The following is a 15142-nucleotide window of genomic DNA, read 5'->3' as shown; positions in this document are numbered from 1 at the left end:
GCAATTCCACGAAGCAGCGTCGTCGATGACCAGACCTGAACCTTTCATCCTCTTCCGCGACGATACGACCGGCGAAAACATGCTTTTCGCCAACCCGCAGGACATGATCGTCGCCCGCAGCCGCGCCGAGTTCTACCCGGCCCTCGACCGCATGGAAGAGGCAAAGGCCGCCGGGAAGTGGTTGGCGGGCTTCATGGCCTACGAGGCCGGCCACCTGTTCGAGGAAAAGCTTGCGGCATTCGCGGAGGACGGGCGCGAAACGCCGCTCCTCTGCTTCGGGGTCTTCGATGCACCGTCGGACAACGATTCCCCCCTTGCCCGGCCACGCAAGCGGCTCGACAACGAGCCCTTTCTCGCTGATCCCCAGGCGGCGTGGGACTTCCAAACCTATCGTGAGCGCTTCGATCGCCTTCACCGGCATATCCGCCAGGGCGATTGCTACCAGGCGAACCTCACCATGTCGATCACTGCACGGTGGACTGGCGATCCCCTTGACGCGTTCTGGTCGCTGATCGATCGGCAGCCCGTGAAATACGGCGCCTATGTCGATCTCGGCGGGCCGATCATCGTATCGCGGTCGCCGGAACTGTTCTTCCGCACCGACGAGGACGGCTGGATCGAGACGCATCCGATGAAGGGTACTGCGCCACGCGGCACGACCGCGCAAGAGGATGCCGACATCGTCGCGGCCATGCGGGCCGACATCAAGACCCAGGCCGAAAACCGCATGATCGTCGACCTGCTGCGAAACGACATCTCGCGGATCACCGAGGTCGGAACGCTGAGTGTCCCGAAACTCTTCGACATCGAGACCTATCCGACGCTGCACCAGATGGTGAGCCGCGTTCAGGCGAAACTCCGGCCTGGGACTTCGCTGCGGGAGGTATTCGCCGCCCTTTTTCCCTGCGGCTCGATCACCGGCGCTCCGAAGATGCGGGCAATGGAAATCCTGCACGAACTGGAGGACGGCCCCCGGGACGCCTATTGCGGCGCGATCGGCATGATTGCCCCGACCGATGCGATGCGCTTCTCGGTGGCGATCCGCACCATCACGCTCTTTCCCGAGGGCCGAGCCGTCTTCAACGTCGGCGGCGGCATCGTCTTCGATTCGAATGCCGAGGCCGAATACGACGAGTGCCTCTTGAAGGCGCGGTTCGCCGTGGGCGATCAGTGGATCGCGCGATGAGCGACTTTTCCCTGATCGAAACGCTGCGCTGGGAGCCCGATCAGGGTTTCATCCGCCTGCGCCTGCATCTCGCCCGGCTCCTGCGCTCCGCCCGCCGCATCGGTTTTCCGGAGCCACGGGACGCAGTCTCGAAACTCGAGGATGCAGTCGCCGGCGCGGGAACGCCTCTCCGCGTCCGCCTTACCTTGGACCCGAAGGGGCGGATCGAGGTTACGACCGCGCCCTTCCAGCCGCTCCCGCCCGATACCGTCTGGACGGTCCGTATCGCCGAAACTCGGCTCGACTCCTCCGACAAGCTCCTGCGCATCAAGACGACGCGACGTGCCGTCTACGAATCGGCACGCGCCGAGTTCACTCAGCAGCAGGCGGATGAGATCATCCTGATCAACGAACACGACGAAGTCTGCGAGGGCACGATTACCTCCGTCTTCCTAGACGATGGCACCGGCCTGTTCCGTACGCCGCCGATCTCCTGCGGGCTGCTTGCCGGCGTCCTGCGAACCGAGCTCATCTGCCAGCGGAAGGCGCGGGTCGGCCGCATCTCGCTCTCGGATCTGGAGCACGGCAGGCTTCTCGTCGGAAATTCGCTGCGCGGCCTCATTCCCGCGCGCCTCGTTCGCTAGGCGACGATCCTCAAGCGGTCGCGCCCGCTTTGCTTGGCCACGTAGAGCGCCTCGTCCGCCCGCGCATAGAGGGTCTGCACCGTATCGCCGGTTCGCATCTCGGCCAATCCCGCCGAGCATGTGTAGAAGAACGCCGGCACCGTGGATAACGGCCGCGCGATGCGCACGGAATCAAGGATATTGTCGACGAACGCCTCGCCTTCCTCCAGCGTCGTGTCCAGCAGGACGAGCATGAATTCCTCGCCGCCGATCCGCCCGAAACAATCTCGCCGGCGCACCATCGGATGGACGCGGCGGGCGAAATCGATCAGCACGAGGTCGCCCACCTGATGGCCGAAATTGTCGTTGATGCGCTTGAAGAAATCGAGGTCGATGATGCAGATGCAGCCGCCAGCTGCAGACTCCTCCGCCTGGCGTCGGATCATGTGCTCCAGCGCTGCCATCATGAATCGACGATTGGCGATGCCCGTGAGTTCGTCCGTCTGGGATGCCTTCAGGGCGAAATCGCGATCCTGCCTCAGATCCCGTTCGCTCACCTTCATCTGGGTGATGTCGCTGGCGACACAGAGCATCCAGCCGTCGCGCTGGACCGTCTCCGTCATCCAGAACCAGCGACCGTCGACGACGTCAGTCTCAAAGGCGCGGAACGGCAGTTTGCCGCGCCGTGACTGCGCAGAAATGAGCCATGCCTCGAAGTCGGCGTTGCGGATGATCGTGCCACGCCCCGCCCGGGTGTTGCGGCGCATCAGCTCCGACCACAAAGGCGTCTCGTCCGGCTCAAGTACAAAAGTTGCGCGAAAGGCCGCGTTTGCATAGCGCAAGCGATCGTCCGGATCGAAAAGAGCGATCAGGACGCCGCTCTCTTCGCGCAACTCTGCAAGCCGCTCGGTTATCTGGTTCATCCGATGGTTCCGGGGGCGTTGTGTCGTGATCTGTGGCACATTGCTTCAAAACGGTAAAAAGAAGATGGATGAGAAACAGGCGATTCGCCGATCGGCAGCGCCAAAACGAGACAGCCTCCGGAACCCGTCATGCTCATTCCTTCCCTCACATACATCAAGTCCAACGAAGAAGCCGACAAGCACATGGAGCCCCACATGGCCTGGGTCAAGGAGGGCTACGCGAGGGGCTGGTTCCTCGCTTCGGGTCGCAAGGTGCCGCGCACCGGAGGCATAATTTTGGCAATCGGCGACAGAAATGAGATCGAGGCCTACGCTGCGGCCGATCCCTTTACCATCCACGGCATCGCCGAGTATGAAATCACCGAGGTGGCGCTGACGACGGCAGTCGAGGGGCTCGATCTGCTGAAAGGCTGAACGACGGGCTCTGATCGCAGGCACACGGGGAAGATTGGAACCATGCACGACGCCGAACTCTTCGAAAGGCTTTCGTTCTTAATCGGCCTCAAGAGAAAGCTGTCCTGAGGTGCCGAGGCTGGATCTCGCTGCCCATTTGCAGGATCAGGAGGAACAGCTCTTCGAGCATTCCGTCCGCTCCTCCCGCGAGAGACTGGAGGACCTGCTTTCCCGTGATTTCCGCGAGATCGGCAGCTCCGGACGGCTCTATACGTTCGACGCCATCGTGGAGGCGCTGCTTGCCGAGGATGCGGGCGGGCTATCGCGTGGAGAAGGCTTCGAAATGCGCAAGCTCGCCGAAACCGTTGCACTCCTCACCTATCGCGGCACCCATCTGGCCGCAGATGGCAGCGAAAGACGGACGCTCCGCAGTTCGATCTGGCAGCTGGAGGAAGACGGCAGGTGGCGCATGGTCTTCCATCAGGGCACCCTGGTGCCGTAGGATTCCGCCATGACGCTTCCGACGTATACACCCTATGACGGCTCCGCCCGGCCCTTCACGATCGGGCTCATGCCGCTCGATGCCGACCGCTGGATCGAGCCCGACGAGGATCTGCCCCGCTATCTCGAGGAAAAGGCACGGCTCGCCCGCGACCGCATGGACGAGATATTCGTGGCCGAGGAGGGCACGGAAGCCGCCCAACGGGAAGCACTCGAACTTATCCTCGCCCATCTTGCCGACCGCCATCCGGCGATGCATCTCCTTGATGACAGCGCCCTGCCGCCGCTCTTCAAGGCCGGCTCGCTCGTCCAGGACGATCTCGTCATCATGCGCTGCAAGGCGGACGGATGGCACCTCGTAGCCGCCCATGTGGCCTTCCCGTCGTCATGGTCGCTGAAGGAGAAGTTCGGCCGGCCGCTGCATGCAATCCATGCCGACGTGCCGGGCTTCGGCGAGGGCACGCGCAATGCTGGCCTCATCACCCGCATCTTCGACAACCTCCAGGTATCCCAGCCCGTCGAGCGGCTGAACTGGTCGGTGAACAGGACGATCGATCTCTTCCTGCCCGTCTCCAAGCACCGCCAGCCGCCGGCAGCCGACGCGTTCACGCTTTCCGATCGCTTTGCCCGCGTCGAACGCCAGACGCTGCGCAAGCTTCCCCGCTCCGGCGACATCCTGTTCACGATCCGCATCTATGTCGATCCGATCGCCGTTCTGGCCCGGCATCCGCGGGCCGCGAGCCTCGCGTCAAGCTTCGCAGCCCAGCTCGACGCCCTGGACGAAGACCAGGCCGCCTACAAGGGGCTGACGCTGCAGAGGGCAGAACTTGCGCGTCAACTGCGAGCCCTCTGCCCTTCGGATATTTGACCTTCGTCGGGGATCGCTCTTTATTGTGACGGCATTTTATGGTTAGAGCCGGTCACCGCGCGAGTTTCGCAGCATTTTCACATGAATTCCTTAGGCTGAACGCCTCGTTGTTTTCCAACAGGAGAAAAGAATGACAGAACAAGATCATCCGGTATATGCCGAGATTACCGGCCCGATCGTCATGATCGGCTTCGGCTCCATCGGCCGTGGCACCCTGCCCCTGATCGAGCGCCATTTCAAATTCGACAAGTCCCGGATGGTTGTCATCGACCCGCGCAGCGACGATGCGCATATCCTCGCCAAGCACGGCGTGCGCCATATCCAGGCCCACGTAACGAAGGAAAACTACAAGGAGCTGCTGAAGCCGCTCCTGACGGAAGGCGAAGGCCAGGGCTTCTGCGTCAACCTCTCGGTCGACACCTCCTCGCTCGACATCATGAAGCTCTGCCGCAAGCTCGACGTCCTCTACATCGACACCGTCGTCGAGCCCTGGCTCGGCTTCTACTTCGACAAGGGCATGAAGAACGAGGACCGCACCAACTACGCGCTGCGCGAAACCGTTCGCAAGGAAAAGGCCAAGAACCCGGGCGGTACGACGGCTGTCTCCTGCTGCGGCGCAAACCCCGGCATGGTCTCCTGGTTCGTCAAGCAGGCGCTCGTCAACGTGGCGCTCGAGACCGGCCTGAAGTTCGAGGAGCCGAGCCAGAACGACCGTGAAGGCTGGGCGAAGCTGATGAAGAAGGTCGGCGTCAAGGGCATTCATATTGCCGAGCGCGATACCCAGCGCACCAAGCATCCGAAGCCGTTCGACACCTTCTGGAACACCTGGTCCGTCGAAGGTTTCATCTCCGAAGGTCTGCAGCCGGCCGAGCTCGGCTGGGGCACGCACGAGAACTGGATGCCGAAGAACGCCAAGAAGCACAAGAAGGGCAACAAGGCCGCCATCTATCTCGAGCAGCCCGGCGCCAATACCCGCGTGCGCACCTGGTGCCCGACTCCCGGCCCGCAATACGGCTTCCTTGTAACTCATAACGAGTCGATCTCGATCGCCGACTTTTTCACGGCCCGCGACAAGGACGGCGACGTAACCTTCCGCCCGACCTGCCACTACGCCTATCATCCGGCCAATGATGCGGTGCTGTCGCTGCACGAGATGTTCGGCAACGGCGGCACGCCGCAGCCGGTTCATCACGTTCTTGACGAGGATGAGCTTGAGGATGGCATCGACGAACTCGGCGTCCTGCTCTACGGCCATGAAAAGAATGCCTACTGGTTCGGCTCGCGCCTGTCCGTCGAGGAGACCCGCCGCATCGCGCCGTATCAGAACGCAACCGGCCTGCAGGTGACGTCCGCCGTTCTCGCCGGCATGGTCTGGGCGCTGGAAAATCCGAAGGCCGGCATCGTCGAGGCCGACGAGATGGATTACAGGCGCTGCCTGGAAGTTCAGTCGCCCTATCTCGGCCCGGTCGAAGGCCACTACACCGACTGGACGCCGCTCGATGGCCGCCCCGGCCTCTTCCCGGAAGACATCGACACAAAGGATCCCTGGCAGTTCAGGAACATCCTGGTTCGCTGATCCGAAGCCTCATGAAAACTGAAAAATGCCCGCGCAAGACGCGGGCATTTTTGTTACGCCCTCACGATAAATCTGCGCCTATTCCCCGGAAGTCTTGCATCTACAAAGGCTTCACGCCATGGTTTCGGCAAATTTACAACGATCATCTGCTCCGAGTCGCGGGGGATACATTCAATGAAGTTCAGAACATACGCCGCTCTTGTCGTCGCTGCTGCGTTCGTCACGTCATGCAATTCCGGTGGTCCACGCCCCGTGGCTGTTGCTGCTCGCGCCCCATCGACGGTCGAAGGCACATGGTCGGATCCGAACGGCATCATCTCAACCTTCCAGGGGGGCACCTTCACCACCCGCACCACGGACAGCAACCAGCTTCTAGCATCCGGCACCTACATCAGCATGTCGCCGACGCTGGTCGAGATCAACATGACCTCGCTCGTGCGCAAGACCCAGTCCAAGGTCAATTGCGCCCTCGTCAATCCGAGCCAGCTGAACTGCACCTCGGATGCCGGCGCGCAATTCACGCTCGCGCGCCGCAGCTAGGTATTAGCGAGACATGGAACAACGGTGACATCGGCACCGCTGCGGGCGCTCGCGGGTCTGAGCCAAGATTACGCAGTCATCCGTTAGCTTCCCGCTCGGTTGTAAATCACCTCGGCAGATCTTTAGGACGATAGCGTTCGAAGAAGAGCCGATCCATGTCGGCTCGACAGTTAACTTCAATGGGAAGAGCTGCCTCAATCAAACAGCTTTTTCCTTGCAGTTGTGCGGAGTTAGTGAAAACATCCCGCCGCAAATGGCCCCGATGGAATTTGCGATGAGGGTCGGCGGAATCGGGGAACGAGGGTATCCGCCGTAAAATTCGGGAGAACGGGATGAGAAAGCTTATCAGCTGCAGCCTTCTGAGCGTGTCCATGCTGGCACTCGGAACGAGCGCCGCCCTTGCGGACTACGAGCTCAACATTCTTCATATCAACGACCTCCATTCGCGAATCGAACCTATCAACAAGTTCGATTCGACCTGCTCGGCCGAAGAGGAGAGCAAGAACGAGTGCTTTGGTGGCGTGGCGCGGCTGAAGACGGCGATCGACCAGCGTCGCCAGGCGCTGCAGGGCAAGAACACGCTTCTGCTCAATGCGGGCGACAATTTCCAGGGTTCGCTGTTCTACACGACCTACAAGGGTGCAGCCGAGGCCGAATTCCTGAACGACATGAAGTTCGACGTCATGACCGTCGGCAACCATGAATTCGACGACAGCGAGGATGGCCTCGCGACCTTCCTCGACAAGGTGCAATTCCCTGTCATCAGCGCAAACGTGCTTGCCGGTGACGGTTCCAAGCTCGGCGACCGGATCAAGCCTTCGATCGTCCTCGATGTCGGCGGGCAGAAGATCGGCATCGTCGGCGCCGTGACCAACGACACCGAGGAAATTTCCTCGCCCGGCCCGAAGGTGCTGATCGCCGACGACGTGCAGACGATCACCGCCGCCGTGCAGGACCTCAAGTCGCAGGGCGTCAACAAGATCATCGCGCTCACCCATGTCGGCTATCCGCGTGACCTCGAGGCCATTGCAAAGATTCCCGACGTCGACGTCGTCGTCGGCGGCCATTCGCACAGCCTGCTTTCCAACACCGATCCGACGGCCGAAGGCCCCTACCCGACGATGGTCGACAATCCCGGCGGCTACAAGGTTCCGGTCGTGCAGGCCCGCAGCTATAGTAAATACCTCGGCGACCTCGTCGTCACCTTCGACGACAATGGCGTCGTCAAGAGCGCGACAGGCGATCCGATCCTCGTTGATTCCTCCTTCACGCCGGATCCTGCGATCGTCGCGCGCGTTGCCGAGTTGGCAAAGCCGATCGAGGAATTGCGCAACAAGGTGATCGGCTCGTCCGAGGGGCCGATCGAGGGCGATCGCACCGTCTGCCGTGTCAAGGAATGCTCGATGGGCAATCTCGTTGCCGACGCCATTCTTGACCGCACCAAGGATCAGGGCGTCAGCATCGCTATCCAGAACGGCGGCGGCCTTCGCGCGTCGATCGATGGCGGCGACGTCACCCAGGGCGAGGTCATCACCGTCCTGCCCTTCCAGAATACGCTTGCCACCTTCCAGCTGACGGGCGCGGACGTCCGTGCCGCACTCGAGAACGGCCTCAGCCAGATCGAGGAAGGCGGCGGTCGATTCCCCCAGGTCGCGGGCCTGAAATACAGCTTCGACAAGTCCAAGCCCGCCGGCAGCCGCCTGGTCTCCGTCGACGTAAAGGAAGGCAACACTTTCGTCCCGCTTGATCCGGCCAAGACCTATGGGGTCGCCTCCAACAACTTCATGCGCGGCGGTGGCGACGGCTATTCCGTCTTCAAGACGGCAGGCAAGAATGCCTACGATTACGGTCCGGATCTTGCCGACGTCACTGCCGCCTACGTCGCGGCGCACTCGCCCTACAAGCCCTATACGGATGGACGTGTCGTGGACGTCGCGGCGGCAACGACAGAAACGCCCGCACCGGCGGGATCGGCCACGCCCGCAACGCCTGCGAGCCACGTCGTCGTCGCCGGCGACACCCTTTGGGCTCTTGCCCAGCATTTCTACGGCAATGGCGAACTGTGGCACCGGATTTCCGACGCGAACGGCAAGCCGGAGCCGCGACGCCTTTTCATCGGCAAGGAACTGCAGATCCCGGCAAACTAAGGACAATATGTCCCGCGCCTTCGATCCGGTCCGGGCTTTCCCGGACCGGATTTTCTTTTTAAAAGCGCTGAACTATCTCAGGCCTTTCCGCGTAGGAAAGAAACCGAAGCAGACAAGAACGCCGGGAAAGATCCGATGCCCATAGAAAACTCCGCCGCTCCGGCGAGCCACCCCTCCGTGAAGTTCGGCAAGGTCGGCGTGCTCCTCGTGAACCTCGGGACACCTGATGGCACCGACTACACGTCGATGCGCCGCTACCTGCGGGAATTCCTGATGGATCGCCGCGTCATCGAGTTGCCGCGTTGGAAATGGTACCCGGTTCTCTTCGGGATCGTCCTCAACACCCGCCCAGGGAAAGTCGGCAAGGCCTATGACACGATCTGGAACAGGGAGAAGAACGAAAGCTTCCTGCGAACCTATACGCGCAACCAGTCGGAGTTCATGGCCGAGCGGCTCAAGGACCTGCCGAATGTCGTGGTCGACTGGGGCATGCGCTACGGCACGCCGTCCATCGCGTCCCGCATCCAGGCGCTGAAGGACGCAGGCTGCGATCGGATCGTGCTCTTTCCGCTCTATCCGCAATATGCAGCGGCGACGACGGCGACCGTCAACGACAAGGCCTTCGAGAAGCTGCTTTCGATGCGCTGGCAACCAGCCCTGCGCACCGTGCCCGACTATCACGACGACCCCGCCTATATCGAGGCGCTCGCCAATTCAGTGCAGAGGCACCTCGCGACCCTCGACTGGGAGCCGCAGATGCTGGTCGCATCCTTCCATGGCATTCCGCTCTCCTATTTCGAGAAGGGCGATCCCTATTACTGTCAGTGCCAGAAGACCGGACGGCTGCTGCGAGAGAAGCTCGGCCTGTCGGAAGACCGCTTCATGGTGACCTTCCAGTCCCGCTTCGGGCCGGAGGAATGGCTGCAGCCCTATACCGACAAAACCGTCGAGAAGCTCGGCCGGGACGGCGCGAAGCGTATCGCCGTCATCAATCCCGGCTTCGTTTCCGACTGCCTCGAGACGCTGGAGGAGATCGCCGAACAGGCTGCGGAATCCTTCCATCACAACGGCGGAGAAAACTTCGCCCATATTCCCTGTCTGAACGACAGCGAGGACGGTATCCGGGTGCTCGAAAAAGTGGTGCGCCGCGAATTGCAGGGCTGGGTCTGATTCCCGCCGGAGTCGGCCCTCTTTATTGTTGCCGCCGTTGTAAAGACGCTGCTAACTCCCCACGTGTTTACATATGCGAGTGGCTTCCGCGCAGACGTGGAACTATTCGCCGGGAGGAGTTCAGATGGGCCTGAGTGGCTTCGATATTGCCGTGATCGCATTGGTTGTCTTTGTGATCCTGGTGCTTTTTGCCGGGATCAAGACCGTGCCGCAGGGCTATCGCTACACGATCGAGCGCTTCGGACGCTACACCCGAACGCTGGAGCCGGGCCTTAACCTCATCATCCCCTTCATCGAGCGCGTCGGCGCCAGGATGAACGTGATGGAACAGGTGCTGAATGTCCCGACGCAGGAAGTCATCACCAAGGACAATGCCAGCGTCTCGGCGGATGCGGTATCCTTCTACCAGGTCCTGAACGCGGCACAGGCCGCCTATCAGGTCTCCCATCTGGAGAACGCCATTCTGAACCTCACCATGACCAACATCCGTTCGGTCATGGGCTCGATGGACCTCGATGAGCTCCTCTCCAACCGCGACACGATCAACGACAGGCTGCTGCGTGTCGTCGACGAGGCGGTAGGCCCCTGGGGCATCAAGGTCACGCGCGTCGAGATCAAGGATATCCAGCCGCCGAAGGATCTCGTCGACGCCATGGCCCGGCAGATGAAGGCGGAGCGCGAAAAGCGCGCGCAGGTGCTGGAGGCCGAGGGTTCGCGCAACGCGCAGATCCTGCGGGCCGAAGGCGCCAAGCAATCCGCCATCCTTCAGGCCGAGGGTCAGCGCGAGGCCGCGTTCCGCAACGCCGAGGCCCGCGAACGCCTCGCCGAAGCCGAAGCCAAGGCGACGCGCATGGTCTCGGAAGCCATCGCTGCCGGCGATGTGCAGGCGATCAACTATTTCGTCGCCCAGAAATACACCGAGGCGCTGACCGCCATCGGCTCTGCAGGCAATTCGAAGGTCGTTCTGATGCCGGTCGAGGCATCGTCGATCATCGGGTCCCTCGGGGGCATCGGCGCAATCGCAAGAGAGGTGTTCGGCGAGAGCGGCGGCAATGCTGCGCCGGCTCCTAGACCTCGCGCGACAGGAGCCCGCACGACGCCTGCCGTCAATCCGCTCAATCCGCCGGAGGAGCGCTGAGCCATGCTGCAGCGGCTGGTCATCGAACTCGGTCCCTGGAGCTGGTGGGTTCTCGGCCTCGTCCTGTTGGCCGCCGAGATGATCGCACCCGGCTTCTTCCTCGTCTGGATCGGTCTGGCAGCGCTTGGCGTCGGCATGCTGTCTCTGCTGCTATGGGAAAACGCCCTCTGGGTATGGCAGGTCCAGCTGCTGCTTTTCGCCGTCCTTTCGGTGGCCGTCACGCTGCTCGGCCGCAGGCTGGTTTACCGCAGCGACCGAACCGACGAGCCGTTCCTGAACCAGCGTAGCGCGAGCCTCGTCGGAAGAACGGCAACGCTGCAGGAGCCCATCTCCGAAGGGCGCGGACGCATCCATCTGGATGACACGATCTGGACCGTGATGGGTCCCGATCTGCCGGTCGGCACCCGTGTCAAGGTCATTGCCAGCAACGGCCGTGACCTGACGGTGGAAGCCGCCTGATCCTCAGGCGACTCCGATACGCAGCAGGTCGTGGAAGTGAACGATGCCGACTGGGCGCCGCTCGGCGTCGGTGACGATCAGCGCGGAAATATTGTGCCGGTTGAGAAGTGCCATGGCACCGGTCGCAAGCGTCGTTTCCTTCACGGTCTTCGGATTACGCGTCATCACATCGTCGACCGAAAGTTCGCTGAGGTTTCGGCCGAGGTTTCGCGCGATGTCACCATCGGTGACGATACCGCAGAGGCAACCGCCGTCATCGAGCACGCCGACGCAGCCGAAGCGCATCTGGGCGAGCGTGGATACGGCCTCCGGCATGGAGGTCCCGAGTGGAACGAGCGGGATCCGGTCGCCCTTGTGCATGATGTCGGAGACGTGCGAAAGGCTCGCGCCCAGTTTGCCACCGGGATGGAAGGTGCGGAAATCCTCGGCGGTAAAGCCGCGCGCCTCGAGCAGGGCCATCGCCAGCGCATCGCTGATTGCGAGCTGCATCAGCGTCGAAGTGGTGGGGGCGAGCCCATGCGGGCAGGCCTCCTGTTCTTTCGGGAGCAGCAGAACGACATCGGCCTCGCGGGCAAGCGTCGATTTCTCTCCGGCGGTGATGGCGATCAGCGGAATGGCGAAACGACGCGAATAGGCGACGATGCCCCGCAACTCCGCGCTTTCGCCACCCCAGGAGATCGCGATGATGACATCGTCCTGGGTGATCATGCCGAGATCACCGTGATTGGCCTCGACCGGATGGACGAAGAAGGCCGGCGTCCCGGTAGACGCGAAGGTCGCGGCGATCTTCATGCCGATGTGGCCGCTCTTGCCGACGCCGGTGATGATGACCCGGCCGGCGATGTCGCCGATCATCTCGACGGCCTTGGTGAATGGCTCGGAAAGCCCGTTGGCAAGGGCGCGCTCCAGCGCAATCAACCCCTGCTTTTCGATCTCTATGGTCCGCATGGCCGTTTCGACCACGCTCGATTCGACCAATTTTAGCGCTCTCTTGATCATGGCAGACGGTTAGCGCCTTTCTCCAGCCAAGTCCATCAGGGAAATCCCATGCCAATCACGTGGGGGATGCGTGGCGATAAATCAATCCGGTCAGGCAGGGTTTCCGGTTGCAGACGAAACATCGGCCGAAAGGTGGGGCAAGGCTGCATCACCACGCAACGAAGCATTAACCACATCGCTTTACGGTTGGGAAAGAATCTCAGCGAATTCCGGGCCGGGACATACATGGGTGAAGTAATAGGAGAGAGGGCTGTCATGCCACTCCGCAGCGTGATGCGTGCCGCCCTGCTGGGCGGCAGCATGCTCGCTTGCCCATCTCTCGCCCTCGCCCAATCGGCGCCCGTTGAGCGAAGCCAGCCCTCCTACCCAAGCGCTGCCCAATCACCCTCGCAACCGGCGAACGCCGACGGCACGGCTAATTTTTCAGCCAACGCGGACGACGTAGCGGCGGCGGCACGCGCATCGACCGATACATCCGGCAACGCCGCGTCCACAAATCCGAATACAAGCGATCCCAACGAAACGGGCTCGATTCTCGACGAGGATCTGAACCGGCTGAACCTGCGCGAATCGATGATCGATGAGCGCCCCCTCACCCGCGCGAGCGGTCGGGACGAGGCGAGCGGCGTGCGCATCGGTACCTTTGTGCTCAGGCCGTCGGTCAGCCAGACCGTCAATACCGAGACCAACAGCACCGGCGCCGACAAGGACCACCGCGCGTTTCTCGAAACCGGCCTGCACGGCACTCTCACCTCCGACTGGTCGCTCCACCAGCTGACCGTGACGGCCGACGGCATCTGGCAGCGAAACATCAGTGGATCGGGCGAGGAACAGCCGAATTTCACGATCGGCAGCGACCTCCGCCTCGATCTCCCCTCCGACACGACCGCGCACATCACCGGCGGCTACCAGTTCTATCGCGAGGACACCGACGATCCGGACGCGATCCTCGATGCACGGCAGCAATCGGACGTGCAGCACCTCTCGGGCGGCTTCTCGCTGGAAAGGGATTTCGGCGTGCTGCGCGGTTCCGGCGGCATCGAGCTCGACCGCTACGTCTATTCCGATGCGGAGCTGAGCGACGGCACGCAAGTTTCGCAAAGCGACCGGAACGAAACGAGTGGAATACTTCGCGGGCGAATCGGCTACGAGCTGTCGCCGGCGGTCATTCCATTCGTGGAGGCTTTGGTCGGCCGCGGCATCTATGACGATCAGTACGATTCGGCGGGCTATGACCGGTCAAACCAGACTTATGGCGGCAAGGCGGGCGTCGAAGTCGATCTCGGCGAGAAACTTCGCGGCGAGATGAGCGTCGGCTACGAGACCGAGCATTTCGATGATCCCCGGCTTGCATCGATCGATGCGCCGACGGTCGATGCCAACATCAACTGGTCGCCCCAGCGCGGAACCAACGTCAATATCGGCGTCGCCACGAGCATCGAACCTTCCACGACCGCCGGAGAAGGCGGCTATACCGCCCGTGCGCTGAGCACCACGATCACGCACGAAATGCGCGACAATCTCGTCGCGTCGCTGACGGGCAGCACGATCTGGCGGAACTACCCCTCGGACAGCAGCACCGAGGACGAGACGGTCTACCTCGCCGGCGTCGGCCTTGCCTGGAACATCAACCGATACCTCGACCTGATCACCAATACCGGTTACGAGCTGACATCCAGGGATTCCGGCCCCGACACGCATCAGTGGCGCGCCGGGGTGGGATTGAAGCTGCAGCGCTGAGCGGCCCTACTTCAGGCCGGCGAGCAGCGCCTTGAAGCCTTCCTCGATGGAGGGGCGAATATCCGCACGGGCAAGCGCGAAGGCGACGTTGGCGAGGATGAACCCATCCTTTGCGCCGCAGTCATATGTCGTGCCGCGGAAATGGTAGCCCGCAAAGTCCTGGTCTCTGAGGAGCTTCAGCATGCCGTCCGTGAGCTGGATTTCGTTACCGGCTCCGCGCTCCTGGTTTTCGAGGATGGCGAATATCTCGGGCTGCAGGATATAGCGGCCGTTGATGAAGAAGTTCGACGGCGCCGTTCCCTTTGCAGGCTTTTCGACCATGCTCGTGATGCGGAAGCCCTCGCCGATCGCATCGCCGACGCCGACGATGCCGTACTTGTGCGCCTGTTCCGGTTCGCATTCCTCGACGGCGACGATATTGCCGCCACTATGGGCGTAGAGGTCGATCATACCCTTCATGCAGCCCTTCTCGCCGCGCATGATCATGTCGGGCAGCAGGAGAGCGAAGGGCTCGTCGCCGACGATCTCGCGGGCGCACCAGACAGCATGACCAAGGCCGAGCGGTTCCTGCTGGCGCGTGAAGCTGACGGTACCCGCCTTGGGCAGCTGCTGGGAGAGCAGCGTAATCTCCGCCTTCTTGTTGCGCTCGCGCAGCGTATGCTCGAGTTCGAACTGGATGTCGAAATAATCCTCGATGACGTGCTTGCTCCGGCCCGTGACGAACACGAAGTGCTCGATCCCGGCTTCCATGGCCTCGTCGACCACGTACTGGATGATTGGCTTGTCAACGACGGTCAGCATTTCCTTCGGCACGGCCTTTGTGGCCGGCAGAAACCGCGTTCCAAGTCCAGCGACTGGAAATACTGCCTTACGCACTTTCTTATGCTGACCCACATTTGC

General features: G+C 62.0%; 15 protein-coding genes. 12 read left to right on the top strand and 3 right to left on the bottom strand.

Annotation, left to right across the window (positions count from 1 at the left end; all coding sequences use genetic code 11):
- The first annotated feature begins 25 nt into the window (after nt 1-25).
- Entirely contained in the window at nt 26-1186 is a 1161-nt protein-coding gene (locus tag EV286_RS22060) for an aminodeoxychorismate synthase component I (protein WP_132959307.1), read from the top strand.
- On the top strand, nt 1183-1809 hold the full coding sequence (locus EV286_RS22055) for an aminotransferase class IV family protein (protein ID WP_132959306.1): 627 nt from the start codon (nt 1183-1185) through the stop codon (nt 1807-1809). Before EV286_RS22060 ends, EV286_RS22055 begins: the two co-directional genes overlap by 4 nt.
- Here EV286_RS22055 and EV286_RS22050 read toward each other — a convergent pair.
- Nucleotides 1806-2711 (bottom strand): GGDEF domain-containing protein, encoded by a 906-nt coding sequence (locus EV286_RS22050; RefSeq protein WP_132959305.1) that lies wholly within the window; start codon nt 2709-2711, stop codon nt 1806-1808. The two genes, EV286_RS22055 and EV286_RS22050, sit on opposite strands and share 4 nt — an antisense overlap.
- Nucleotides 2712-2840: 129 nt before the next feature.
- Here EV286_RS22050 and EV286_RS22045 point away from each other — a divergent pair, with 129 nt between their 5' ends.
- From EV286_RS22045 to EV286_RS22005, 9 genes are all read left to right on the top strand, one after another.
- Nucleotides 2841-3125, top strand: a complete 285-nt coding sequence (locus tag EV286_RS22045) for a YciI family protein (protein WP_132959304.1) — start codon at nt 2841-2843, stop codon at nt 3123-3125.
- Between the two features lie 109 nt (nt 3126-3234).
- A complete protein-coding gene (locus EV286_RS22040) occupies nt 3235-3606 on the top strand; it encodes a DUF4440 domain-containing protein (protein ID WP_245500788.1) in 372 nt (123 codons plus the stop codon).
- Nucleotides 3607-3615: 9 nt separating this feature from the next.
- The gene (locus EV286_RS22035; RefSeq protein ID WP_132959303.1) at nt 3616-4473 is read left to right on the top strand and encodes a DUF3445 domain-containing protein; all 858 of its coding nucleotides are present in this window, start codon (nt 3616-3618) and stop codon (nt 4471-4473) included.
- Nucleotides 4474-4603: 130 nt separating this feature from the next.
- Nucleotides 4604-6049 carry a homospermidine synthase gene (locus EV286_RS22030; RefSeq protein WP_132959302.1) on the top strand — a complete coding sequence of 482 codons (1446 nt, stop codon included), beginning with the start codon at nt 4604-4606 and terminating at the stop codon, nt 6047-6049.
- 174 nt (nt 6050-6223) lie between these two features.
- On the top strand, nt 6224-6589 hold the full coding sequence (gene omp10, locus EV286_RS22025) for an outer membrane lipoprotein Omp10 (RefSeq protein ID WP_132959301.1): 366 nt from the start codon (nt 6224-6226) through the stop codon (nt 6587-6589).
- A 332-nt stretch (nt 6590-6921) separates the two neighbouring features.
- Entirely contained in the window at nt 6922-8736 is a 1815-nt protein-coding gene (locus EV286_RS22020) for a 5'-nucleotidase C-terminal domain-containing protein (RefSeq protein WP_132959300.1), read from the top strand.
- Nucleotides 8737-8871: 135 nt separating this feature from the next.
- Entirely contained in the window at nt 8872-9906 is a 1035-nt protein-coding gene (hemH, locus tag EV286_RS22015; RefSeq protein ID WP_132959299.1) for a ferrochelatase, read from the top strand.
- A 124-nt stretch (nt 9907-10030) separates the two neighbouring features.
- On the top strand, nt 10031-11044 hold the full coding sequence (locus EV286_RS22010) for an SPFH domain-containing protein (protein WP_132959298.1): 1014 nt from the start codon (nt 10031-10033) through the stop codon (nt 11042-11044).
- 3 nt (nt 11045-11047) lie between these two features.
- Nucleotides 11048-11503, top strand: coding sequence for an NfeD family protein (locus tag EV286_RS22005; RefSeq protein ID WP_132959297.1), 456 nt, complete (start codon nt 11048-11050; stop codon nt 11501-11503).
- Between the two features lie 3 nt (nt 11504-11506).
- Here EV286_RS22005 and EV286_RS22000 read toward each other — a convergent pair whose 3' ends face one another.
- On the bottom strand, nt 11507-12502 hold the full coding sequence (locus tag EV286_RS22000; RefSeq protein WP_132959296.1) for a KpsF/GutQ family sugar-phosphate isomerase: 996 nt from the start codon (nt 12500-12502) through the stop codon (nt 11507-11509).
- 225 nt (nt 12503-12727) lie between these two features.
- Here EV286_RS22000 and EV286_RS21995 point away from each other — a divergent pair, with 225 nt between their 5' ends.
- On the top strand, nt 12728-14242 hold the full coding sequence (locus EV286_RS21995) for an outer membrane beta-barrel protein (RefSeq protein ID WP_132959295.1): 1515 nt from the start codon (nt 12728-12730) through the stop codon (nt 14240-14242).
- Nucleotides 14243-14248: 6 nt separating this feature from the next.
- On the opposite strand, the gene galU is transcribed toward EV286_RS21995, so the two are convergent.
- Nucleotides 14249-15136 (bottom strand): UTP--glucose-1-phosphate uridylyltransferase GalU, encoded by an 888-nt coding sequence (gene galU / locus EV286_RS21990; RefSeq protein WP_132959294.1) that lies wholly within the window; start codon nt 15134-15136, stop codon nt 14249-14251.
- Between the last annotated feature and the right edge of the window lie 6 nt (nt 15137-15142).

The sequence above is a fragment of the Rhizobium sp. BK251 genome, assembly GCF_004345245.1.
Classification (GTDB): domain Bacteria; phylum Pseudomonadota; class Alphaproteobacteria; order Rhizobiales; family Rhizobiaceae; genus Rhizobium.
This window is presented reverse-complemented; position numbering and strand designations above follow the sequence as displayed.